27 protein-coding genes are annotated in these 23,642 nt (G+C 69.8%); all 27 read left to right on the top strand.

The genetic code is table 11. The features are described 5' to 3' along the window. Window positions 1–432, top strand: coding sequence for a hypothetical protein (locus QN206_04280; protein ID MDR7614021.1), 432 nt, complete (start codon window positions 1–3; stop codon window positions 430–432). 4 nt (window positions 433–436) lie between these two features. Next, window positions 437–1,606, top strand: a complete 1,170-nt coding sequence (locus QN206_04275) for a cytochrome b N-terminal domain-containing protein (protein ID MDR7614020.1) — start codon at window positions 437–439, stop codon at window positions 1,604–1,606. Between the two features lie 13 nt (window positions 1,607–1,619). Next, a complete protein-coding gene (locus QN206_04270) occupies window positions 1,620–2,060 on the top strand; it encodes a hydrogenase iron-sulfur subunit (protein MDR7614019.1) in 441 nt (146 codons plus the stop codon). Window positions 2,061–2,176: 116 nt separating this feature from the next. Then, window positions 2,177–3,568: a cbb3-type cytochrome c oxidase subunit I gene (locus QN206_04265; GenBank protein MDR7614018.1), complete on the top strand. Its 1,392-nt coding sequence runs from the start codon at window positions 2,177–2,179 to the stop codon at window positions 3,566–3,568. A gap of 10 nt (window positions 3,569–3,578) precedes the next feature. Next, complete coding sequence (locus tag QN206_04260) at window positions 3,579–4,046, top strand: cbb3-type cytochrome c oxidase subunit II (GenBank protein ID MDR7614017.1); 468 nt, start codon at window positions 3,579–3,581, stop codon at window positions 4,044–4,046. Between the two features lie 8 nt (window positions 4,047–4,054). Next, window positions 4,055–4,627: a cytochrome c gene (locus tag QN206_04255; protein ID MDR7614016.1), complete on the top strand. Its 573-nt coding sequence runs from the start codon at window positions 4,055–4,057 to the stop codon at window positions 4,625–4,627. After that, complete coding sequence (locus QN206_04250) at window positions 4,624–5,592, top strand: polyprenyl synthetase family protein (protein ID MDR7614015.1); 969 nt, start codon at window positions 4,624–4,626, stop codon at window positions 5,590–5,592. The genes QN206_04255 and QN206_04250 overlap by 4 nt, the downstream gene beginning before the upstream one ends. Window positions 5,593–5,630: 38 nt before the next feature. Then, entirely contained in the window at window positions 5,631–6,788 is a 1,158-nt protein-coding gene (locus tag QN206_04245; protein MDR7614014.1) for a sensor histidine kinase, read from the top strand. Further along, the gene (locus tag QN206_04240; protein ID MDR7614013.1) at window positions 6,785–7,366 is read left to right on the top strand and encodes a response regulator; all 582 of its coding nucleotides are present in this window, start codon (window positions 6,785–6,787) and stop codon (window positions 7,364–7,366) included. The genes QN206_04245 and QN206_04240 overlap by 4 nt, the downstream gene beginning before the upstream one ends. Window position 7,367: 1 nt before the next feature. Continuing rightward, window positions 7,368–7,769, top strand: coding sequence for a phage holin family protein (locus QN206_04235; protein MDR7614012.1), 402 nt, complete (start codon window positions 7,368–7,370; stop codon window positions 7,767–7,769). A 216-nt stretch (window positions 7,770–7,985) separates the two neighbouring features. Further along, window positions 7,986–8,153: a twin-arginine translocase TatA/TatE family subunit gene (gene tatA / locus QN206_04230; protein MDR7614011.1), complete on the top strand. Its 168-nt coding sequence runs from the start codon at window positions 7,986–7,988 to the stop codon at window positions 8,151–8,153. 9 nt (window positions 8,154–8,162) lie between these two features. Then, window positions 8,163–8,423, top strand: coding sequence for a DUF4321 domain-containing protein (locus QN206_04225; GenBank protein MDR7614010.1), 261 nt, complete (start codon window positions 8,163–8,165; stop codon window positions 8,421–8,423). 44 nt (window positions 8,424–8,467) lie between these two features. Further along, window positions 8,468–9,148 (top strand): DNA repair protein RadC, encoded by a 681-nt coding sequence (radC, locus tag QN206_04220; protein MDR7614009.1) that lies wholly within the window; start codon window positions 8,468–8,470, stop codon window positions 9,146–9,148. An 88-nt stretch (window positions 9,149–9,236) separates the two neighbouring features. Next, complete coding sequence (locus tag QN206_04215; protein ID MDR7614008.1) at window positions 9,237–10,277, top strand: rod shape-determining protein; 1,041 nt, start codon at window positions 9,237–9,239, stop codon at window positions 10,275–10,277. Between the two features lie 40 nt (window positions 10,278–10,317). Then, window positions 10,318–11,142 carry a rod shape-determining protein MreC gene (gene mreC, locus QN206_04210; protein ID MDR7614007.1) on the top strand — a complete coding sequence of 275 codons (825 nt, stop codon included), beginning with the start codon at window positions 10,318–10,320 and terminating at the stop codon, window positions 11,140–11,142. Between the two features lies 1 nt (window position 11,143). Next, window positions 11,144–11,647, top strand: coding sequence for a rod shape-determining protein MreD (gene mreD / locus QN206_04205; GenBank protein MDR7614006.1), 504 nt, complete (start codon window positions 11,144–11,146; stop codon window positions 11,645–11,647). After that, entirely contained in the window at window positions 11,631–13,403 is a 1,773-nt protein-coding gene (mrdA, locus tag QN206_04200) for a penicillin-binding protein 2 (protein MDR7614005.1), read from the top strand. The genes mreD and mrdA overlap by 17 nt, the downstream gene beginning before the upstream one ends. A gap of 41 nt (window positions 13,404–13,444) precedes the next feature. Further along, complete coding sequence (gene rodA / locus QN206_04195; protein ID MDR7614004.1) at window positions 13,445–14,524, top strand: rod shape-determining protein RodA; 1,080 nt, start codon at window positions 13,445–13,447, stop codon at window positions 14,522–14,524. Beyond that, window positions 14,521–16,191 (top strand): Rne/Rng family ribonuclease, encoded by a 1,671-nt coding sequence (locus QN206_04190; protein ID MDR7614003.1) that lies wholly within the window; start codon window positions 14,521–14,523, stop codon window positions 16,189–16,191. Before rodA ends, QN206_04190 begins: the two co-directional genes overlap by 4 nt. A gap of 22 nt (window positions 16,192–16,213) precedes the next feature. Continuing rightward, entirely contained in the window at window positions 16,214–18,910 is a 2,697-nt protein-coding gene (alaS, locus tag QN206_04185; protein MDR7614002.1) for an alanine--tRNA ligase, read from the top strand. Next, complete coding sequence (gene ruvX, locus QN206_04180) at window positions 18,907–19,335, top strand: Holliday junction resolvase RuvX (GenBank protein ID MDR7614001.1); 429 nt, start codon at window positions 18,907–18,909, stop codon at window positions 19,333–19,335. The genes alaS and ruvX overlap by 4 nt, the downstream gene beginning before the upstream one ends. Window positions 19,336–19,348: 13 nt before the next feature. Then, window positions 19,349–19,708, top strand: coding sequence for a DUF1292 domain-containing protein (locus tag QN206_04175; protein ID MDR7614000.1), 360 nt, complete (start codon window positions 19,349–19,351; stop codon window positions 19,706–19,708). Continuing rightward, a complete protein-coding gene (mltG, locus tag QN206_04170) occupies window positions 19,705–20,697 on the top strand; it encodes an endolytic transglycosylase MltG (protein ID MDR7613999.1) in 993 nt (330 codons plus the stop codon). The genes QN206_04175 and mltG overlap by 4 nt, the downstream gene beginning before the upstream one ends. Further along, entirely contained in the window at window positions 20,694–21,257 is a 564-nt protein-coding gene (locus QN206_04165; protein ID MDR7613998.1) for a YqeG family HAD IIIA-type phosphatase, read from the top strand. The genes mltG and QN206_04165 overlap by 4 nt, the downstream gene beginning before the upstream one ends. Next, complete coding sequence (locus QN206_04160) at window positions 21,248–21,619, top strand: hypothetical protein (protein MDR7613997.1); 372 nt, start codon at window positions 21,248–21,250, stop codon at window positions 21,617–21,619. The genes QN206_04165 and QN206_04160 overlap by 10 nt, the downstream gene beginning before the upstream one ends. Window positions 21,620–21,648: 29 nt before the next feature. Further along, window positions 21,649–22,506 (top strand): lytic transglycosylase domain-containing protein, encoded by an 858-nt coding sequence (locus tag QN206_04155; protein ID MDR7613996.1) that lies wholly within the window; start codon window positions 21,649–21,651, stop codon window positions 22,504–22,506. Further along, window positions 22,506–23,633, top strand: a complete 1,128-nt coding sequence (locus QN206_04150) for an ABC transporter substrate-binding protein (GenBank protein ID MDR7613995.1) — start codon at window positions 22,506–22,508, stop codon at window positions 23,631–23,633. Before QN206_04155 ends, QN206_04150 begins: the two co-directional genes overlap by 1 nt. Window positions 23,634–23,642 lie beyond the last annotated feature (9 nt).

Below are 23,642 nucleotides of genomic sequence, written 5' to 3'. Positions count from 1 at the left end.
GTGCAGAGGCTCGCCTTCTTTCTCGCCTTCGCCGCCGCGGTCCTGGCCCTGCCGGAGGCATGGTCGGCCTGGAGGGCGGCGGTGCAGACGGGAAATCCCGGAACCTGGGCCCGGGCCGTGGGATGGAGTGCGCTGCTCGTGGCCGCCTTCCTCGGGGCAGGACTCGTGATGTACGCGGCGGACCGGCGGGCCGGCCGGATCCGGCGTCGGATCGGGGTGTACGAGCGCATCCTGGCCCGGGGGGAGCGGGGATCCGCCCGGGGCATCGTCCTCCTGAGCCTCGCCTCCCTCGCCTGTGTGGGGGGGGTGGTGTACGGGGAGCTCACGGATCGTCGGCTCGTGAGCGCGGGGGCCATGGGGGTCCTGCTCATGCTGTACTCCTTCCTGGTGCTGCTGTTTCGGAGGGCGGGAATTACCGCGCGGGAGGAATGAGAGGGTGTACCGGAAGGCGATCCTGAGGCTGCAGGACTGGACCCTGCGGCTGGACCGGTGGATCCAGCGGGTCTACCCGCAGGACTTCAACCCCCTCTACTACACGGGGGGTCTCGCAAACCTCTTCCTCACCGTCCTCGTGATCTCCGGCATCCTCATCTTCCTGTACTACGAGCCAAGCCTGGAGGGTGCCTATGCCTCCGTGCAGTTCCTCACGGATCGGGTGCCCTACGGGGTGATCTTCCGGGGGATCCACCGGTATGCGGCGGACGCCTTCATGGTGGCCATCTTGCTGCACCTGTTCCGGAACTGGTTCACGGAGCGCTACCGGAAGGCGAGGGACTCCGCGTGGATCTCGGGGATGTTCCTCCTGGTCGTGAGCGGGCTTGCGGGGTTCACGGGGTATCTGCTGGTGTGGGACGAGCGCAGCCAGCTCCTGGCGAGCCTGACCGTCCAGGCCCTCCGGGACGTGCCCCTGGTGGGGGAGCACCTGGTTCGGCTGTTCGTGGGCGGTCCCGGGGTGAGCGATGCCACCCTTCCCCGGTTCCTGTTCCTGCACGTGGGTCCGGCCGTCACCCTCTACGTCCTCCTCTGGTGGCACTACGTCCGCATCCGGCACCCCAAGGTGTGGCCGCCGGCCCTGTGGGTCCTCTTCAGCGTGGGGCTGCTGTTCTTCCTCGCGGCGGTTCTTCCCGCCACGAGCGGCCGGCCCGCGGCCCCGGGCGCGCAGCCGGAGGGGTTCGCGGTGGACTGGTTTTACCTCTGGCCCTACGTGCTGGCCCGCTGGATGGCCCCCGGCTGGGCCTTGCTGCTGGTCATGGCCCTGGTGGTGTACGGCCTGTGGATCCCGTACTCCCTGCCCGACGATCCTGACCGGGTTCCCAGATCTCCCGGGGTGGCCGTGGTGGTGGAGGACAACTGCACGGGCTGCGAGCTCTGTTACTACGACTGCCCGTACAACGCCATCTACATGGTGCCCAGCCCCTATCCCGGGAAGACCCGGGCCGCGGCCAACCGGAAGCTGCTGGCGGTGGTGGTGGACTCCCGGTGCGTGGAGTGCGGGATCTGCATCGGAGCGTGCCCCTTCCAGGCCCTTGAGCTTCCGCGGATGCTGGAGCGGGAGATCCACGAGCGGATCCGGCAGGCCACGGGAGCCCCGGTCCCCACGGGATGAAGAGGGAGGAGCGATGGCGCAGCCGCAGGTGACGGAGCGTACGGAACCGGAGCGTCCTGGGCGGGTGGTGGGATTCCTATGTGACTGGGCCGTCTCGGGGGAAGGGTTGCTGAACCCGGACGGCACCATGAAGGCGTGCCCGGAGGTCACGGTGATCGCGGTGCCGTGCAGTGGATTCGTGCGGCCCGCCTGGCTGGAATTGGCGCTGCGCAGCGGTGCCGCGGGGGTCTTCGTGTGCGGGTGCCCCATGGGGGACTGCCTGAACCGGGAGGGGAACTGGATCATGGAGGGCCGGATCGACCAGCTGCGCAAGCGGTTGCAGCGCCAGCGGGTGGACCCGGAGCGGGTGGCCTTCTTCGCCTACGGCCTCCACGACCAGGAGGCGTTCGTGGCCGCGGTCCGGGATTTCGTGGAGAAGGTCCAGGGTCTCACCACGACAGGAGGGAAGCGATGATCGGGCGGTTTAACCCCCGGACGCTGCGCAGCTACTTGTGGTACACCCTCTTCTGGATTGCCTTCTTCCTGCTGCTGCTGTTCGTGGCATCCTTCGGTCTGGTGGCGGAGACGTAGATGCTGGGCTGGATGTTCACGGACGAACCCTGGAGCCCCTCCCGTCGCTTCCTGTACCTGGGGACTGCCTGGGGAGCCCTAGCGGCCCTCCACGAGCTCGCCGCGAGCCTCCACCTGGTCTTCCCGGGGATCTTCGGGGACGTGTCGTGGCTTTCCTACGGCCGGCTGATGGCGGCGGCCCGGGACCTCTGGATCTTCGGGTTCTGCAGCAACCTCCTCCTCGCGGCTCTGTTGGCCATCGTCCCGTCCACGGTCCGGGAGCCCCTCTGGGGCGTACGCCTGGCGAACCTCGCCTTCTGGCTGTGGAACCTGGCGGGACTCCTGGCCTGGTGGGATCTCCTGCGGGGGATCTCCCGGGGTCGGCTGTGGGGGGAGGCACCCCCGAGTACAGATCTCCTGCGCTTGGCCGCGGCGCTCTTGGTGCTGTGGAGTCTTGTGCGGACCGTGCGGGCGGGAAAACGTGAAGATCCCATTGCCTGGCTCGGGATGGGCTCCGTGACGTGGCTCGTGGTGGTCCTGGTGCTCGGCAAGGGGCTGTTCACGCCGGGTGGGAACCCCTACTGGGGGATCGTGGACGCCCTGGCGCAGGCGTTCTTGCGCCAGGGGCTCGGGTGGCTGTGGTTGTTCGGCGCGGCCTCCGCGGTGGCCCTGAGTCTGGCCGGTGGGCGACCGAACGCGGGGGAGGCGAACTCCACCCTGACTCTGGTGGTGCTCCTCACCACCGCGGCCTTCGCTCCCTTCAGCACCGGCTCCGAGTTCATCTGGGGACCGGTGCCCTTCTGGACACAGACGGTGGGAGCGGTCGCCGGCTTCCTCCTGTTGATCCCCGCGGCAAGCACCGCCGCGGGGGTGTGGCGGGCCCTGGAGGGACAGTGGGCCCGGCTGTCGGAATCCCCCGGGCTGGCCTTCTTCCCGGTGGGCAGCGCCGCGTTCCTCTTCGGGGCCCTCGCGGCAGGACTGGGAGCCCTACTCGGCCCCGCCCGGATCGCCGGTCTCACCCTGTGGACGGAGGCGAGGACGGCGCTCCTGTTGGGTGCCGGAGCGGGATCCGTGGCTCTGGGTGCCGCGTACGTCATGATCCCTGCCGCCGTCGGGCGGGTGTTGGTCAGCCCCCGGCTCGCCTGGTGGCACTTCTGGGCGTGGACGGGAGGGTGGTTTTTGGCCGCGGGAGCCCTCCTGATGGCGGGCCTCGTGCAGGGCGCGGTGTGGGCCACGGGTACGGTGCCCTTCGGCCACGGGGTGAACGCGGTGGTCCCGTACCTGGCGGCCCGGGCCATCGCCCTCGGTCTGGTGGCCTTCGGGCAGGTGGCGTTCTGCTGGAACGTGTTCCTCACCGCGGATTCCGGGATCGAGGTTCCCGCGGCGGAGCGGGACCTGGTGCTCGCGGTGTAGGGAGGTCGGGATGCAGACGCGTGCTGCCTCGCTACCCCTGATGTGCTTGGTCACCGCCCTCGCCGGGTTTGTGGTCACGGTGCTGCTCCCCGCGGTCCCCCCCGCGCGGGCGACCCGGACGCTGGTGGGGGAGCCGCAGCGGGGGTACGCGGTGTACCTCCGGGAGGGGTGCGCCCAGTGTCACACCCAGCAGGTGCGGATCCCGGAGGCCCGGTTCGGGGTGGTGGCCCGGAGCGGGGATCTCGGAGAGGCCTCCCGCCCGGGGGACTACGCACACCTGAATCCCACGGCCCTGGGAACGGTGCGGATCGGCCCGGATCTCGCGCGGGTGGGAAACCGGATCACGAACGCCGAGGAGCTTTTGCGCCTGCTCCGGGACCCCCGTCGTCGTACACCTCCGGGACGCATGCCCTCCTACGCGTACCTCTCGGACGCGGAGCTGCGGGCCCTGGTGGCCTACCTGATGAGCCTGAAGTGAGGGAAGGGATGGCGGAGCACGCTCCCACGCCAGAGCATCCCACGCGGCGGGAACGGCTTCCGGTGCCGCTGCTCCTGCTCTACGCCCTCCTCCCCGCTTGGGCGGTCCTGTACCTGTTCGTGGTGGGCGGACTCGTGGCGCCGGAGGTGCGGCCCGTGGCCCGGACGGTCCCCGGCGTGAGCGGCATCGCCGCGGGCCCGGTGGAAGACGGAAGCGAGCAGGTCCAGGGAATCCTCGCGGTGGTCCCGCAGGAGGCCCGAGCCGCCCGCATGCCCCCCGTGAGCCCCGCGGCCCTGCAGGCCGCGGGGCAGCAGTACGCGACCCTGTGCGCGGTCTGCCACGGTCCGGAGGGTCGGGGGGACGGTCCCGCGGGCGCGACCTTGAACCCAAAGCCCATGAACTTCCACGCCCGCGCGTTCCAGGAACGGATGCCTCCGGGGGCGACCTTCTGGGTCATCAAGCACGGGTTGGCGGATACGCCCCGCCGCAGCGGGATGCCGGCCTTCGGGGCCCTGAGGGACGAGCAGATCTGGGCGCTTGTGGCATACGTCCGACAGCTGGGAGCCCAGCAGGCCCGATGACCCCGCGTGTCCTTGAAGCCCTCTACCAGCCCGTGCGGGAGGACCTGGAAGCCCTCCTCCAGTTGCTCTCGGAGGAGCTGGCGGCGGACGATCCCTTCATCCAGGAGCTGGTCACCCACGTCCTCCGGACCCGGGGCAAGCTCCTCCGTCCCGCCCTCACCTTCCTCAGCGCCCGGGCCGTGGGAGAACCTGCCGCGGAAAGCCGGGCCCTGGCCGCGGCGGTGGAGCTCATCCACGTGGCGAGCCTGATCCACGACGACGTCATCGACGAATCCCCCCTGCGGCGGGGCGAGCCCACCGCGAACGCCCGGTGGGGAAACCAGGTGGCGGTCCTGCTGGGGGATTACCTGTTCGCCAAGTCTTTCCACCTGCTCTCCCGCATCGGCCGGGAGACCGTGGCGAGCCGCATGTCCCTCGCCACGGTCTCCATGAGCCAGGCGGAGATCCTGCAGATCCGGTACGGGAACACCCCGCACACGGAGGAGGGCATCTACTTCCGCATCGTGGAGGGGAAGACCGCCCGGCTCATCGCCTCCGCGTGCGCCTGTGGAGCCCTCCTGGCGGGGGCGGAGGAGGCGGTGGCGGAGCGCCTGGACCGGTTCGGGCTCCACTGGGGGATCGCCTTCCAGATCACGGACGACGCCCTGGATCTGCTGAGTGATCCGGAGACCCTCGGGAAACCCATCGGCAGCGACATCCGGTCGGGGAAGATGACCCTCCCCCTCATCCACGCCCTCCGGCATGCCCGGGATGGAGACCGCGCGCGTCTGGTGCGCCTCATCCAGGAGGGGGACGTGGAGGGCCTGCGCCAGGAGCTCCTGCGGTACGGCTCCTTCGCCTATGCCCGGGAAGCCGCCCGTCGGCACGCGGAGTGGGCCCTGGAAGCGCTCCGGACCCTCCCCGCGGCCCCTGCCCGCGACAGCCTCATCGGCCTCACGGAGTTCGTCCTGATCCGGGACCGCTGAGGGGAGGCGGCCCCTCGGCTGGTACACTATCCGTGGGGATGGTGCGGTCCTTCGCCCGGGTTCTTCGTTACGTGGCCGAGCCCTTCCAACGCCTGCGGGAGGCCATGGTGCGGTTTGCGGTCCGCACCACCGCGGCCCACCTGGAGGGGGCCGTTCCCGACATCCTGCGCCGGTGGACCCAGGAGCTCCACCGCCGGGTCCCCCGGTACGCGGGCGTTCCCGCCCTCGTGGACGAGTGGGGGGGCCAGACCCTGCAGCTCCTGATCCGGGTCCTGCGGGCGGAGGGAGAGGAGGAGAAGCGGGTCCTCCGGGAGGAGGTCCACGAGCACGCCCATCGGGTGGCGGCCCAGCAACTCCAGTCCAGTTTCAGTCTGGAGGAAATCCTCCAGGCCATGAGCCTGCTGCGCGGCAGCGTGGACGCTCAGGTGCAGGCCATGCTGAGCCAACGGCTGTGGGTGGCGTTCCCTCCGGATGTGCTCTTCGCCATGGAGCGCATCCACCGGGCCGTGGACGTGCAGATGCTGGCCGTGGGGCAGGCGTACCTGGAGGCCCGGGATCGGGTCATCCGGCAACGGGAGCAGGAGCTGGAGCAGACCAACCGGCAGCTGAGGACCCTGTTGCAAGAGATGCACCACCGCATCAAGAACAACCTGCAGACCCTGGCAGACCTCCTGTACCTGGAGGCCCTCTCCGCGCCCGAGGAGGCCCGCCGGAGCCTTCGCCACAGCATGGGGCGGGTGAAGAGCATCGCGGCCGTCCACCAGATGCTGAGCGTGGAACACATCGAGGAAGTGGACCTCTACCATCTCGCGGAGCGCATCGGGGAGACCATCGTGCAGGATCTCTCCGGCCCTGGAAGTCGGGTGTCCGTCGAGGTGAGAGGGGAACACCTGCTCCTGCCCAGCAAGCAGGCCACCAGCTTGGCCCTGGTTCTGAGCGAGCTCGTGACCAACGCGGTGCAGCACGCCTTCAACGGCCAGGGAGGGCACGTGTGCATCACCCTGCACACGCGGGGCGCGGAGGTGGTGGTCTCCGTGGAGGACGACGGCCGGGGGCTCCCCCCGGGATTCGACCCGGACCGGGACGCCCACCTGGGACTGCAGATCGTCCGGGACCTGGTCCACCGGGACCTGCGGGGGACGTTTCGGATGGAGAGCCAAAAGGGGACGAGGGTGGAGGTGCGGTTTTGGCGATGAGCGAGCGGTTGCGGATCCTCATCGCGGACGACGAGGCCATCCGCCTCATGACCCTGCGAACGCAGCTGCGGTCCTTGGGGTTCGAGGTGGTGGGGGAAGCCACGGACGGGGAGGAGGCGGTGCGGCTGGCCCAGGAGCGGGAGCCGGACGTCGCCATCCTGGACATCAAGATGCCAGGCCTGGACGGCATCTCCGCAGCCCAACGGATCCTCCAACACCGGCCCATCCCCATCATCCTCCTCACCGCCTACAGCGAGGTGGAGCTGGTGGAGCGGGCCCTGGAAGCGGGGGTCTTCGCGTACCTGGTGAAGCCGGTGACGGAGGAGGACCTCCTGCCCGCCATCCTCCTGGCCCGCAAGCGGTTCGAGGAATTCCGGGTGCTGCAGGGGGAGGTGCAGGATCTCCGGGAGGCCTTGGAGGCCCGGAAGCTCATCGAGCGGGCCAAGGGGATCCTCATGAAACGGCTGGGCATCAGCGAGCAGGAGGCCTTCCGCCGGATGCAGGTGCAAAGCCAGAAGGAGAACCGGAAGCTGGTGGAGATCGCCCGCGCCATCATCACCGCGCACGGGGTGATGTGAGGTGACGTACCGCTTCCACGAGGAAGTCCGGGCCCTGTTGCGGGATCTCGCGCGGCTGGGGAACGAGCACTTGGCCTTGGCCCGCGCGGAGTTGCGGCTCGCCCTGGGGCAGGTGGTGCGCGGGATTGCGCTCCTCGTGGTGGCCGGAGGTCTGTTGGCCGGCGTGCTCCTCTTCGCCCCCGTGGTGGTGACCCTGGTCCTCTCCCTGTGGATTCCCCTCTGGGCTGCAGCCCTCTTGATCTTCCTTCTGTCCCTGCTGGGGGTGGTGGGCGCGGCGTGGGGAGGCATCCGCCGACTCCGCGCGGCGAAGTTCGTGGAGCTCCGCTCCGTGCTCCGGGAGGATCTCCAGTGGATCCGGGACCTGCTGCGCTCGTCCAGAGAATCCGGGCCCTCCGAGCCGTAATCCTCCAGCGGCTCGACAGGATGCGGCGGGAGATCCGGGAGGTCATAGACGCCGTGGCGGTTACGGGAAGGTCCCTCCGCTCCCTCCTCCTGGGAAGGGGGCCCTATGTGCTCGGGGGACTCCTCCTCGGGGTCGTCCTCTGGCGTCTGAGGGGTCGTGGCCGCTGAGCCCGCCTCCCTCCCCCGTACCCTGTTATAATGGGCCCGGAGGTGAGGGATGCCCTTCGGGATCGGGACCACGGAGCTCGTCGTCATCCTGCTCATCGCCCTGTTGATCTTCGGACCCTCGCGGCTGGCCGGGATCGGCAGCTCCCTGGGCCGGGCGATCCGGGACTTCCGGCGGACCATGCGGGAGGACGACGAGGGGGACCAGGGCAAGGCCTAGTGCCGCGCCATGGCACGGCGGGGCCGGCGTGCGTGGGGGGCGCTGCTCCTGGTGGTCCTCCTGGGGGGGGTCGTGGGGCATGTGCTGGCGGAGTCGGTGCGCAACCTCCCGGGCCTTTCCTTCCTCGCCCGCACCGTGGAAGTCGGGATTGAACCTCCCCTCCGTCTGGACCTCTCCCTTCTCTCCCTGACCTTCGGAACGGTCCTCCGGCTGAACCTCGCCATCCTCATCGGGGTGGTCCTGGCCCTCTGGGTTTGGCGCCTGGTTTAGCCCGCGAATCCCGGCCGGTAGGGCGTTCACTGGGACGGAGGGTCATGGCAGGATTGCGCGCTCTCCCCCCTGAGGCCCGTCCCCGGGAGCGGCTTCAGAGCGAGGGGCCGGAGGGGATCAGCGTGCGGGAGCTCCTCGCCCTGGTGCTGCGCACGGGTACCCGGGGGGTCTCCGCACTCCAGCTCGCGGATCGGCTCCTCGCGCGGTTTGGGGGGCTTCGGGAGCTCGGACAGGCCCGGGTGGAGGAGTTGACGGCGGTGGAGGGGATGGGGATCGCGAAGGCCGCGGTACTGGTCGCGGCCCTGGAGCTGGGCCGGCGGGCTCGGTTGGTCGATCCTTCGGAGCGCCCCGTGATCCGTTGCGCCCAGGACGCGGCCCGGGTGGTGCGCACGAAGCTGGAGGGCCGGGAGCAGGAGCACTTCTGCGTGCTCCTCCTGAACACCAGACATGAGGTGGTGGGAGTGGTGGAGGCCGCCCGGGGAGGACTCAACGCGGCGTCCGTCTGCGCGCGGGAGGTGTTCCGGGAGGCGGTGCGTCGGGGAGCCCACGCGGTGATCCTCGCCCACAACCATCCTTCCGGGAACCCCGAGCCGAGCCCCGAAGATGTCCGACTCACGGAGCGTCTTCGGGAGGCGGGGGCCCTGTTGGGCATCGCCGTCCTCGACCACCTGGTGCTCGGCGACGGCCGGTTTACGAGCCTGCGGGAACGGGGCCTGGGGTTCTAGTCCGCCTCCTTCAAACCGCGTACACTCAGGAGAGAGACTCCCAGGCAGGCCCGCGCGCCGAGCTTCGGCACGGCCCAGGAGGTCGCGCATGTGGTGGGACGGATTCTTCACCCGGTACTTCTCCCGGGACATGGGAATCGACCTGGGGACCGCGAACACCCTCGTGTACGTGCGGGGAGAGGGGATCGTGGTCCGGGAGCCCTCCGTGATCGCCCGCCGGGTGGACGATGGCCAGGTCCTCGCGGTGGGGGAGGAGGCGAAGCGCATGATCGGCCGCACTCCCGCGGACGTGCAGGCGGTGCGGCCGCTCCGGGATGGCGTGATCGCGGACTTCGACACCACCGCGGCCATGCTGGCGTACTTCATCCGTCGGGGGCTTCGGGGACGGTCCTTCCTCAAGCCGCGGGTGATCGTGGGGATCCCCTCTGGGGTGACGGAGGTGGAGAAGAGGGCGGTGATCGACGCCACCCTGCAGGCGGGGGCCCGGGAGGCGTACCTCATCGAGGAGCCCATGGCCGCGGCCATCGGGGCTGGGCTGCCCGTGAGCGAGCCCGTGGGCAGCATGATCGTGGATGTGGGGGGCGGGACCACGGAGGTGGCGGTGATCGCCCTGGGCGGCATCGTCACGAGCAAGTCCATCCGCATCGGCGGGGACGAGATGGATGAGGCCATCATCCAGTACGCCCGCAAGGCCTACAACCTCCTCATCGGGGAGCGCACCGCGGAGGAGATCAAGATCGCTGTGGGAAGCGCATACCCCCTGCGGGAAGAGCAGGCGGTGGACGTCCGGGGCAGGGATCTGCTCACGGGGCTTCCGCGCACCGTGCGCATGACCAGCGCGGAGATCCGGGAGGCCCTGAACGAGCCTGTGACCGCCATCGTGGAGGCGGTGCGGCAGACCCTGGAGAGGACTCCCCCCGAGCTGGCCGCGGACATCGTGGAACGGGGCATCGTCCTGGTGGGAGGGGGGGCTCTGCTGCGGGGGCTGGATCGGTTGCTGGCCCAGGAAACAGGGATGCCCGTGACCCTCACGGACGATCCCCTGTCCGCGGTGGCCCTGGGCACCGGCCGGGCCCTGGAGGAGATCGACCACCTGAAGAAGGTGCTCATCACCACGAAGAGGCTATGAGGGGTTCCCGAGCCTTCCCCCCGCTTCGCGGAGCGCCTGCATGATCTGGGTCACCCCCCGGCGCCGCACGGGCCTTTTGGCCCTCCTGCTCGTGGGCGTCCTCGTGCTCCTCACCGGGCAGCTCCGGGCTCCGGACCGCCGGGCGGTGGGCCGGCTGGGCCATGCGGTCCTGGCCGTGCTTACACCCATGCAGGTGGCTCTAGACGAAGCCGCGGAGACCGGGGAGCGATGGTGGCGGGCCCTCGCGGAGATCCGGGAATTGCGGGCGGAGAACGCACGGCTGCGGGCGGAGGTGGAGCAGCTGCGCCGCAGGTTAGCGGACCTCGAAGAGGCGCGCGCGGAGGTGGCCCGGTTGCGCCGGCTGCTGGCCCTTCGGGCGGAATTCCCCACCGCTACCCTCGCGGCCCGGGTGGTGGCCCGAGACCCGGATACGTGGTTTGCCACCGTGCTCATCAACCGCGGGGGGCGGGACGGTGTCCGGCGCCACGACGTGGTGGTGACCGCGGATGGGCTGGTTGGACGGGTGTTGGAGGTCTACCCCACCGCCTCCCGGGTCCTCCTCATAACCGACCCCCGAAGCGCGGTGGGGGTCCTCGTGCAGAGGACCCGGGATGCGGCCATCGTGGAGGGCCAGGCAGGGCCTTCCCTGCGGCTGCGCTATCTTCCCCGGGATGCCGCGGCCCGTCCGGGAGACGTGCTGGTCACCTCAGGGCTCGGCGGGGTCTTTCCCCGGGGGTTGCGGGTGGGGACCATCCGTTCCGTATTCAAGGGTGGCCTCTTCCTGGAGGCGGAGGTGGTTCCCACCGCGGACCTGGGCCGTATCGAGGAGGTCCTGCTCCTGGTGGGTTCCGGGCAGGAGCCCTGAGATGGGCCAGCTGCGGCAGGCAGGTTGGGTCGGGATCTGGTTGATCGGGGCCGCGGTGATCGAACCGGTCCTGGTCCGCCGGCTCCCCTCCGGTCGGATGGATCTCGTCCTCCTGGTGGTGGTGACGTGGGCTCTTCTCCGCGGACCGGAGGCGGGCGCGGGAGTGGGCTTGGCGGGCGGGCTGCTCCAGGATCTTCTGAGCGGCCACGCCCTCGGCCTACTCGCGGGTCCGAAGATCCTCGTGGGGTTCCTCTGCGGTATGTGGAGGGACGTGGTTCAACCTGGGGGCGCAGGGATCCCGGCCCTGGCGGCCCTGGGAGCCTTCCTGGTAGACATCCTCGCATCGTGGGGAGTGCGCGCCCTCGTGGGGTGGCCGGTGGGATGGGTAAGACCCGGGGAGATCTTGCTCCTCGCTTGCTCCCACGCGGCGATGGCGCCCCTCGTCTACTGGGCAGTTCGGAGAGGGCCGGGCGTCGGGAGGGTCGGCCGTGCGGCTTCCCGTTGAGGAACGGCCGGCCCGCCGCATCGCCGTCCTCGCGGCGGTGCTCACGGGAGCCCTGGGGCTGCTGGGGCTGCGGCTCTGGCAGTTGCAGGTCCTCCAGGGCGCATACTACGACCAGCTGGCCCAAGGAAACCGGCTCCGGATCAACCGCCTGCCAGCTCCCCGGGGGCTGATCCTGGACCGTCGGGGAATCCCGCTGGTGACCAATCGCCCCTCCTTCTCCGTGGCCGTCCTCCCCATGGCGCTCGGGGATCGAAGACGGGTGCTGGAAGCCCTGAGTCGGCTCCTGGGAGTGCCTGAGGTGGAGATCCTGCAGAAGCTGCGTGGAGCCCCTCCCTTTGCCCTCGTGCGGATCCAGCGGGACGTGGGGATCCGCGTCCTCACCACCCTGGAGGAGTGGCGCACGGATCTCCGGGGGGTGGCGGTGATCGCGGATCCCCTTCGATCCTATCCCCACGGCACCCTGGCGGCCCATGTCCTCGGCTACCTGGGCGAGATCAGCGGACCGGAGCTGGAGCGTCTCCGGCCGTGGGGATACGAGATGGGGGACCTCATCGGGAAGGCGGGAGTGGAGCGGCAATACGACCGGCTGCTGCGGGGCGAGGACGGGGAGCAGGTGGTGGAGGTAGACGCCGCGGGACGTCCCCTGCGGGTGCTCCGCCAGCAGGAGGGAAGGCCCGGGAACACCGTGGTGCTGACCCTCGATCTCCGCCTGCAGGAGGCGGCGGAGCGGGCCCTGGGCGCGCGTCCGGGGGCCGTGGTGGCCATGGATCCTCGGACCGGCGAGATCCTGGCCATGGCCAGCTGGCCCTCCTACGATCCCAACCTCTTCGCGGTGGGGATCCCTCCCGAGACGTGGCGGCGGATCGCGGGCGACCGGAGGACTCCCCTTCTGAACCGCGCGCTCGCCACCGCGTACGAGCCAGGCTCCGTGTTCAAGGTGGTTACCGGACTCGCTGCGCTGCGCACCCGGGCCGCGGATGCGGGCAGTACCTTTCTCTGCCCCGGAAGCCTGACCCTGGGAGGGCGCGTTTTCCGAGACCTGCGGGCCCACGGAAGGGTGACCTTCCGCTCCGGGGTCGCCCAGTCCTGTAACGTGATGTTCTGGCAGCTGGGTCTCCGGGTAGGGCCCATCCAGCTCGCCCGGATGGCCCGATCCCTGGGATTCGGGGAACGGACGGGAGTGGACCTGCCCGGGGAGGTGGAGGGGATCGTGCCAACCCCGGAGTACAAGCGGCAGGTGTTCGGGGAGCCGTGGTATCCCGGGGACACCCTGAACATGGCCATCGGGCAGGGATTTACCCTCGTCACGCCCCTCCAGGTGGCCCGGATGATGGCCGCGGTGGCCAACGGCGGGGAGGTGCTGCAGCCCCGCCTCCTCCGGTCCGTCCTCTCCCCGGAGGGCAGGGTCCTGTATACCTCCAAGCCCGTGGTGCTCCGTCGCCTCTCCCTCCCCCCCGAGGTCTGGACGGCCATCCGGGAGGGTCTGGCGGCCGTGGTGGAGGAGGGGACCGGACGGGCCGCGGCGGTGGAAGGGATTCGGGTGGCCGGAAAAACGGGGAGCGCGGAAACCTCCCGCGGCAGGCCGCACGCGTGGTTCGCGGGGTATGCCCCCGCGGAAGATCCCCGCCTCGTGGTGGTGGTGTTGGTGGAGCACGGGGCTCGAGGCGGGATCGCCGCTGCGCCCATCGCACGTCAGGTGATCCAGGCGTGGAAGCATCTGTACGCACCAACGGAAGCAGCGGCTGGCCGTCCCTAGGACGCAGGCGCGGGAGGCGCCTGCCGGCCTTCCGTCGGTGGGTGGCGGAGACGGACCTGCTGCTCCTGAGCAGCGTCCTCGGGCTGTGCACCCTCGGGACGCTGGCCATCCTCAGCGCCACGCGTTCTCCAGAATCCCCCTGGGGGCTGCTGTCCGTTCGGCTCGCGCACCTGGCGATGGGAAGCGTGCTGCTCGGGGGGTGCGCCGCCTTGCCCCTCCAGGCCTTCCGGCGGGCCGCGAGAGGTCTGTACGGGGTGAGTCTGGCGCTCCTGTTGGCCGTGGACCTGGCGGGCTACGAGCGGCTCGGTGCCCAGCGGTGGCTGCAGTTGGGCCCCTTGAGCTTTCAGCCCTCGGAGCTCGCAAAGCTCAGCGTCATCCTCCTCCTGGCGGACGTGCTGGCTCGCCGGCCCACCCCTCCCCGGAATCTCTGGGAAGTGGCGGGCTGTGGACTCTGGGTGCTTCCGGCCCTGGTGCTGGTGTTCCTGCAGCCGGACTTCGGCACCACCCTCGTGTTCCTCGCCGTCGTCCTGGGAATGCTGTTCGCGGCAGGCACCCCCCTCCGGACCCTGGCAGGACTCGCGGGGATCGGTCTAGCGGCCGCGCCCATGGTGTGGCGGTGGTTGAAGCCGTACCAGCAGAAGCGCCTGCTGGTGTTCCTGGATCCCAGCCTGGATCCGCTGGGAGCGGGCTACCACCTCATCCAGTCCAAGATCGCCATCGGAAGCGGGCAGCTGTGGGGCAAGGGCCTCTTCCAGGGAACCCAAAATGCCCTGCAGTTTTTGCCCATGCAGCACACGGACTTCGTTTTCGCGGTGATCGGGGAGGAGCTGGGGTTTGTGGGCACCCTGGGGGTCCTTGGGCTCTTCTGGGTGTACCTGATCCGGGGGTTGCAGGCCGCGCAGCGGGCCCCCGATGCCTTCGGAAGGCTGGTGGGCGTGGGGATCGTTTCCACGGTCGGGTTTCACGTCCTGGTAAACGTGGGGATGACGGTGGGGGTGATGCCGGTGACCGGGATCCCGCTGCCCTTCCTCTCCCATGGGGGAAGCGCGCTGCTGGTGAACCTGGCCGCCACCGGGATCCTCCTCCACCTGGGGAGACGTCGGAGCTGGAGTGGACCATGAAGCGGGAGATCTTCGCAAACGTGGAACCGTTCGAGGTTCGGGTGGCCGTCCGGGAGGACGGGGAGCTCGTGAACCTCTTCATCGAGCGGGACGAGCCGGTGGTGGGCAACATCTACAAGGGCCGGGTGGCCAACGTCCTGCGGGGGATGGATGCGGCTTTCGTGGACATCGGGCTCGCACGCAACGCCTTCCTGCACGTGAGCGATGTGCGGGCACATCGCATCGGGGGGGAGGAGCTGGAAGACGCCATCGGCCGAGGCGCCATCCAGCAGCGGCTGCGGCCCGGACAGGAGATCATCGTGCAGGTCACCAAGGAACCCACGGGCACCAAGGGCGCCCGGGTAACGACATACGTGGCCCTGCCCGCGTACTACCTGGTCCTCATGCCCACGGTGAGCTACGTGGGGGTGTCCCGCAAGATCGAGAGCGAGGCGGAGCGCAAGCGGTTGCGGGAGATCGCGGAACGCATCCGACCGGCGAAGATGGGCCTCATCGTCCGGACGGCGGCGCAGGGGGCATCGGAGCGGGACTTGCAGAACGACCTCCGTTACCTCCTAAGCGTCTGGAACCGGGTCCTGGAACGGGCCCGGCAGAACCGGGCGCCCGCCCTCCTGTACCAGGACCTCCGCCTCATCCGGCGCGTGGTGCGGGACCTGTTCACCGAGGAGGTGAGCCGGTTCGTGGTGGATTCCCCCCGGGAGTACGAGCAGATCGCGGATCTGGTGAAGTCCTACGCACCGCACTTGCGCTCCCGGCTGGAGCTGTACCGGGGGGAGGAGCCCGTCTTCGAGCACTTCGGAATCGAGCGGGAGATCCAGAATGCCCTGCGGCGGAAGGTGTGGCTTCCCTCCGGGGGGTATCTGGTGATCGATCGGACGGAGGCCTTCACCGTGGTTGACGTGAACACGGGGAAGTACGTGGGGAAGACGGATCTGGAGACCACCATCCTCCACACGAACCTGGAGGCGGCCCGGGAGGTGGTCCGCCAGATCCGGCTCCGGGACATCGGGGGCATCATCCTCGTGGACTTCATCGACATGGAGAACGAGCAGCACCGCCGGCAGGTTCTCCGGACCCTGGAGGAAGCCATCCGGTCGGATCGGGCCCGGACCCACCTCATCGACCTCACGCAGCTGGGACTCGTGGAGCTCACCCGCAAGCGGGTGTATCAGGATCTGGAGCACGTCCTCCGCGTCCCCTGTCCGTACTGTGAGGGCCGGGGTCGGGTGCTCTCTCCCCGCACGGTGGCGAACCAGATTCGCCGGGAGCTTTCCCGGACGGTCCGGACCGTCCAGGCTCCCGTGGTGGCGGTCCACGTGCACCCCCTCGTCCACGCGGAGCTCTTCCGGGAAGGGGACGCGTGGCTCGTGGCCCTGGAAGAGGCCACGGGCCGGCGGGTGCGCTGCCTGGCCCGGGAGGGGCTCCACCTGGAGGCGATGGAGGTCCTTCCCGCCCAGGCCGAGGGGACCGTGGGGGGGCCGGGGGAGGTGCGGTGGCTGGAGGCGAAGGAGCCCGTCCTGGACGTGGCGGACGAGCGGGATGAAGAGCAGGAGCGGGCTTTGGCCTTGGCGTCTGCCCGGAACGGGTGGTGGGCCCGCCTGCGGACCCACCTGGAGAGACTCCTCTCCCAGAGAAGGGCCCCATCCACGACCCGCGGGGAGCGCTAGTATATGGGGGAGAGGTGAGCGCGTGGTGCGTTGGACGGCGAAGGAGATCCGGGAGACTTTCCTCCGGTTTTTCGAGGAGCGGGGACACGTGCGGGTGCCCAGCATGTCCCTGGTCCCCGATGATCCCACCCTGCTGTTTACGAACTCGGGCATGGTGCAGTTCAAGGACGTGTTCCTGGGCACGGGCACGCGCCCCTACCGGAGGGCGGTGGACGTACAGAAGTGCATGCGGGTGAGCGGCAAGCACAACGACCTGGAGGACGTGGGCCGCGACGGGTACCACCACACCTTCTTCGAAATGCTGGGAAACTGGTCCTTCGGGGACTACTACAAGGCGGAGGCCATCGCATGGGCTTGGGAGCTGCTCACGGAGGTGTGGGGGATCCCCCGGGAGCGGCTGTGGGCCACCTGCTTCGAGGACGAGCTCGGGGAGATTCCCCGGGACGATGAGGCCGCGGAGATCTGGCTGCGCCAGCCCGGTTTCGATCCCAGCCACCTCCTCTTCTTCGGTCGGAAGGAGAACTTCTGGGAGATGGCGGAGGTGGGGCCCTGCGGCCCCGACAGCGAGATCCACATCGATCGAGGACCTGCGTTCTGCAACAAGCGAGACGTGCCGGGCCACATCTGCCGGGTGAACGGGGACTGCGAGCGGTTTCTGGAGCTGTGGAACCTGGTGTTCATCCAGTACAACCGGACGGGCCCCACCACCCTGGAGCCCTTGCCCTCCAAGCACGTGGATACGGGCATGGGCCTGGAGCGCATCGTGAGCGTCCTGCAGGGGGGACGGGACAACTACGACACGGATCTCTTCCTCCCTCTCATCCGGAGGACCCAGGAACTCACCGGGCATTCGGACGCGGAGCGGGAGGCCCACTTGGTGGCCTACCGGGTCATCGCGGACCATGCCCGCGCCGCGGCCTTTCTCATCGCGGACGGCGTGGTCCCCGGCAACGAGGGCCGCAACTACGTGCTGCGGATGATCCTCCGGCGGGCGGCACGCTTCGGCCGCACCCTGGGCCTAGACCGCCCCTTCCTGGCGGAGGTGGCGGGAGTGGTGGTGCGGGAGATGGGGGACGTGTACCCGGAGCTGCGGACGCACCGGAGGTTCATCCGGGAGGTGATCACCCGCGAGGAAGAGCGATTCGTCCAGACCCTGGGCGTGGGAATGGCCCGGCTGGAGGAGGTCCTCGCCCGGGCCAAGGCCGAGGGCCGGCGGGTTCTCTCGGGGCAGGAGGTCTTCCGCCTCTACGATACCTACGGCTTCCCCCGGGAGATGACCCAGGACATCGCACGGGAGCACGGACTCGAGATCGATTGGGCGGGCTTCGAGGCGGCCATGGCGGAGCAGCGGGAGCGCGCCCGGGCCCAGGCCCCCTTCCGGGTTGCGGAGCATCCGGTTGCGGAACTCTCCCGGAGCGGGGTGCGCACGGAGTTTGTGGGCTACCGCCGGATGCGGGCCCGGGGCCGGGTGGTGGCCCTCGTGCGGGAGGGGAAGCCCGTGGGGGAGGTGCGGGAGGGCGAGGAAGCGGAGGTGGTCCTCGACCGGACTCCCTTCTACGCGGAGGCGGGAGGTCAGGTGGGGGATACGGGGCAGCTGCGCTGGCGAGATGGATCCTTTGAGGTCCGGGACACCCAGCGGCCCGCGGAGGGCATCATCGCACACCGAGGCGTGGTGGTGCGGGGGACGCTCCGGGTGGGCCAGCGGGTGGAGGCCGCGGTGGACGAGGGGCGACGCAGGGACACCATGCGCCACCACACCGCCACGCACCTCCTCCACAAGGCGCTGCGGGAGATCCTGGGCGAGCACGCCCGGCAGGCGGGCTCGCTGGTGGCTCCGGACCGCCTCCGGTTCGACTTCCTCCACCTCCAGCCCCTTAGCCGGGAGCAGTTGCGGGCCGTGGAGGACCGGGTGAACGAGCACATCTTGAAGGCGATCCCCGTCCGTGCCCGTTTCCTCCCGTATGAGGAGGCGATCCGTCGGGGGGCCGTGGCGCTCTTCGGGGAGAAGTACGGGGACGTGGTGCGCGTGGTCTCCATCGGGGACTACAGCCGGGAGCTGTGCGGCGGAACCCACGTGCGGAACACGGGGGAGATCGGATCCTTCTGGATCACGCAGGAGGTGGGGGTGGCCGCAGGAGTGCGGCGCATCGAGGCGGTGTGCGGTCGCGCGGCCATCGCCTGGCAGCGGCGTAGGGCGGAGCTCCTGGAAGAGCTGGCCGTTCAGCTGCGCGCTTCCCCGGAAGAGTTGCCTGCCCGGCTCGGACGCCTGCAGGCGCGGGTCCGGGAGCTGGAGCGGGCCCTGGAAGCGTGGCAGCGGCGGCGGATCGCCGAGGACCTGGACCGAATCGTGGAGTCCGCCCAGGAGGTGGAAGGGGTTCGGGTGGCCGTGGCCCGCCTGGACGGCGTCCCGCACGAGGCCCTGCGGGCGGTGGGAGACCGGCTGCGGGAACGGCTCCAAAGCGGGGTGATCGTCCTCGGAGGGGTAGAAGCGGATCGGGTGGTCCTGGTGGCCATGGTGACCGAGGACCTGACGCACCGGGTGCAGGCTCCGGAGGTGATCCGACCCGTGGCGGAGCGGGTGGGCGGTTCCGGGGGGGGCCGGCCGGAACTCGCTCAGGCCGGGGGTCGGGATCCCTCGCGGCTGGATGAGGCGCTCGGGCTCGTGCCCGAGATCATCCGCGGCCTCCTTCGGGAGGCCGCGCATGTGGGGGATCCGTGAGCGGGCGGGTGCTCGCCGTGGACCTGGGTGCCCGGAGGGTCGGGCTGGCGGTGAGCGACCCCACGGGGACCATCGCGCAGCCCTTCCAGACCCTCCCGCGTCGGAGCACCCGGGAGGTCCTGGACGCCATCGCGGACGTGGTGGTGCGCCTAGGGGTTTCCCGGATCGTGGTGGGACTGCCCCGGAATCTGGACGGGACGGAGGGAAGGATGGCCCGGGTCGCCCGCCGGTTTGGGGCAAGCCTGGCCCATCGGACCCGGGTTCCGGTGGAGTTCTGGGACGAGCGGCTTACCACCCGGGCCGCGGAGCACGTGCTCCGTGATCGTCCGCCCGCCCGCCGCCGGGCGCTGCGGGACGGGGTGGCTGCCGCCCTCATCCTGGAAGGTTATCTCCGTCGTCCGAGCCAAGCACTGCAACCTAAGTAAGGAGGGGATCTCCGTGCCGAAGCGGGAGGAGTACGAGGTCATCACCCTCACGGATGAGGAAGGGAACGAGCAGGAGTACACGGTGCTGGAGTACGTGGAGGTGGACGGGCAGGAGTACGTGGTGGTGGCCCCCACGGGGGAAGAGGACCATAGCCCTGCCCGCATCCTCCGCGTGGAGGACGACGAAACCCTCGTCCCCGTGGAGGACGAGGACGAGTTCAACCGGGTGGTGGAGCACCTCGAGGAAGACATGGAGATCGAGTTCGAGGATTACGAGGAGGAGTCGGAGGAGGAAGAGGAGTTCCCCATCGACGAGGAGGAAGAGGAGGAAGAGGCGTTCGACTTCGAGGAGGAGGACGAGGACGAGGAGTGATCCGAGCGGGCGCCATCGCGCTGCTCCTCGCCGCGGTGGTGGCGGGTGGGGGCTGGGCCGCGTGGTGGGGCGGCCGCCCGGTGGGCAGGGGACCCGTGCAGCGGGTACAGATTCCCGCGGGAACGAGCTCTGGGGAGATTGCCCGGATCCTCGAGCGGCGGGGTCTGATCCGGAGCGCGGTGGTGTTTTCCCTCTACAGTTGGGTGTTGGGGTTCCACGGCCGGCTACAGGCGGGTGAATACGACATCTCCCCCGAGGAGGGAACGGAACGGATCCTCCGGCGACTCCGGATGGGGGATGTCGTGCGGCACCGCCTCGTCCTCCCGGAGGGGATCACCGCCCGGGAAGTGGCCGACCGGATCGAACAGGCCGGCCTGGGCCGGGCGGACCGGTTCCTGGCCCTCGTCCGCCAGCCCGCGCGGTTCTGGATCCCTCAGATGCAGGGGAATCGGGCGGGTTCCCTGGAGGGCTATCTGTTCCCGGATACCTACCTGCTTCCCCGCGGGCTTCCGGAGGAAGAGCTCGTGCGGATCCTCGTGGCGCGGTTCGGGGAAGCCACCCGGACGCTCCTTTCCCGTCCTCTCCCCCTCGGGCTCTCCCCCCACGAGGTGGTCACCGTGGCCTCCCTGGTGGAGCGCGAGGCCAGGGTTCCCCGGGAACGCGCGCGGATCGCGGGCGTGATCTACAACCGGCTTCGGGCGGGGATGCCTCTGCAGATCGACGCCTCCGTGCTGTATGCCCTGGGCGTCCACCGGCCCGTGGTCCGGGCCCAGGATCTCCGGTTGGATTCCCCTTACAACACGTATCGGACGAAGGGGCTGCCCCCAGGTCCCATCGGGAACCCGGGCTTGGCGGCCCTACGGGCCGCGGTGGAGCCGGAGCGGCACGGGTACTATTACTACGTGGCCCAGGGGGATGGGACGCACCTCTTCAGCCGGACCTTCGAAGAGCACCTTAAGGCCATCCGGCGCGCGAGGAACGGGCGGTGATCCGATGGATCGTGCCGCGGCGGGTGGTCCACCAGATCACGGAGGTCGCGCCGTCCGAACTGATCGCCCTGGGGATCCGGGGCCTCATCCTCGACCTGGACAACACGCTCCTTGCTCCCTCCGAGGAGGAACCCCCTGCGGAGGTGGTGGCGTGGCTAGAGGACCTCCGCCGGGTGGGGCTTCGAACGGTGCTGGTTTCCAACGCTCTTCCCTCCCGGATCCGACGGGTCTGTGGACAGCTCGGTTGCTCCGCGGTGGGTGGGTTCCCCAAGCCGAATCCGATCCGCCTGTGGAGGGCCATGAGGGTCCTGGGAACGACCCCTCCGGAGACCGCGGCCATCGGGGACCAGCTGTTCACGGATGTCCTCCCCGCAAACCTGTTGGGCCTTTACACCATCCTCGTGGACCCCCTTCACCCCCGGGAGTTCCTCACCACCCGCCTACTCCGCTGGTTGGAGCGGGCGGCGGGACGGGGCCGGTTCGCCTCCCGGGGAGGGCAGGAATCCTTCCGCGGAGGACGAACAAGGAAAGAAACCCTCTCGGGGAAACCATGGCGCTGAGAGAGATCCTCCGGGAGATGGTGGCCAACGTGGAGGGCGCGGCCTGCGCAGCGGTCATCCGCCTGGACGGGGAGGTGGTGGACATCCACTCCGTGGACGGAGCCCTGTCGGTGGGCCGGGCGGGTCCGGATCTCGGCGTGCTGACCAAGCTGAGCGCCTACCTGGTGCGGAAGGTGAACGGAGGCCCCCTGGAGTACTGTGTGATTTCCGGGGAGAAGGCGGTGCTGGTGGTCAGCGCGGTGGAGATCGATTACGCCCTCGTGATCGTCCTCCGGCAGGGTGGGAACCTCGGCAAGGCCCGCCTCCTGATGAAGAAGTCCCTGGACCGGGTGGCTTCCCACCTCCGTTCCAGCGTTCCATGAGGGGCGCAGCCCTCCTCCTGGTGGGTGCCATGGCAACACACGTGCAAGCCGCAAGTCCCGGATGGGCCCAGGGAGTTGCGTTGTATCGGGCGGGCCGCTACGGGGAGGCGGCGGATGTCTTCTTCGGGATGGTCCGGCGGCACCCCGGAGACGGGCTCGTCTGGACGTGGCTCGGGGCGAGTGCCTACCAGGCGGGGCGGAGACGGCTGGCTCGATGGGCCCTGGAGCGGGCGGTTCAACTGCGGCCCTGGGACCCCGGGGCTCTCCTCTGGCTCGGCTATGCCCGGGCGGCCCTCAGAGACCGCCGAGGGGCTCAGGAGCTGTTCCGCCAGGTGATCCGCATGGCACCGGAGAGCGAGGCCGCCCGGTACGCCCTCTGGGGGATACGGGCGACCTGGGCACGGATCCCGTCCCGGATGGCCGCGGTAGACCCCCGCACGTACGCCTGGATGGCCCGGAGCTACAATCCCCGCCTTACGCCCGAGGAGGCCCTCCGCATCGGAACGGCCATCGTGGGATACGCGCGCGGCTTCAACGTAGATCCCCGGCTGGTGGCCGCGGTGATCGCGGTGGAGTCGGGCTTCAACCCGATGGCCGTCTCCCGGGCCGGGGCCATGGGGTTGGGTCAGCTGATGCCGGGGACCGCCCGGGCGGCGGGAGTCTTGCGACCGTTCGACCTGGTGGAGAACGTGTACGGAACGGTGCGGGTTCTGCGGGGCCACCTGGAGCACTACGGGTACCACAACCTGCCGCTCGCTCTGGCCGCTTACAACGCGGGGCGGAGCGCGGTGGCCGCCCACCGGGGGATTCCCCCCTACAGCGAGACCCGGTGGTACGTCTATAACGTCCTCTCCCTGTACCGGCGCATGCTGGATGGAGGATCTTGATGGCCATCCGACGGAGGAACCTCCGCCTGCTCTGGGTCCCCATTCTGGGACTTCTGATCGGATGTCAAGGCACCCGGGGTCCCGCGGAGGTGGGGGTCGCTTGCCTCCTTCCCCTCACCAGTGGAGTGGCGGAGGCGGCCCTGAGCGCCCAGCGCGGAGTTCAGCTGGCCGTGGAAGAGGTGAACGCGGAGGGCCGGATCCGGATGGACCTCCGCATCTCGGACGATCGCGGCTCCCTCGAGCGGGCGGGGGCTCTCTTCGCGGAAGCTGTGGCATCGCCCCGGGTCGCCGCGGTGATCGGTGGGTTCACGGACACCGTGGCCATCGCCCTCTCCCCCGCCGCCTTCCGCGCTCAGGTCCCCCTGATCAGTCCCGGGGCCACGGGCGAGATCCCCTTTGCGGGGAACTTCTTCTTCCGCACCGCCCTCCCCGCGAGCCTCCAAGGACAGGCCCTGGCCGCCTTCGCCCGGCGGTCCGGCCTCCGACGGGTGGCCGTGCTGCACGACACCACCGAGTACGGGGCCTCCGTGGCCAATTCCTTCGTGGGGGCCTTCCTGGGGCCGGGAGGGGGATCGGTGACGGGACAGCGGAGGTTCCAGGACGGTACCCGGGATTTCCGTCCCTTCCTCCAGGCCATCCGTTCCGAGAACGCGCAGGCGGTGCTCTTCGCGGGCTACCCGGACGAGGGGCGGGTCTTCCTCGCCCAGGCGGTGGAGGCGGGTCTGAAACTCCCGGTGCTCGCTCCGGACGCCTTCGCGAACCCCGAGGTGGTGACGGCCCTGGGCGGAGCCGCGGAGGGTCTTGTGGTCGTCTCCACCTTCTTCCCGGAGAGCACCGTCCCGGCGGTCCGGGGTTTCGTCCGGGCCTACCGGGGGAAGTACGGCATAACTCCCGACGCCTTCGCCGCGCAGGCATACGACGCGGTCAAGGTGCTCGCCTTCGCCTTAAAACAGATCCGGATTCCGCCTACGGGTCCTCTAGATCGGACCCGGGTCCGCAACGCCCTGGCTGGCCTACAGGACTATCCGGGAGTCACGGGAACGCTCCGCTTCGACCCATCGGGGAACGCGGCCCGGGAGGCCATGGTCCTCCGGGTGCAGGGTTCCCGGTTCGTGGTGGTGCCGTGAGGCCCGTGG

The organism is Armatimonadota bacterium (assembly GCA_031460175.1).
GTDB lineage: Bacteria > Sysuimicrobiota > Sysuimicrobiia > Sysuimicrobiales > Sysuimicrobiaceae > Sysuimicrobium > Sysuimicrobium tengchongense.
The sequence above is the reverse complement of the archived record's forward strand: the minus strand, read 5'-3'. Positions and strand labels throughout refer to the sequence as shown.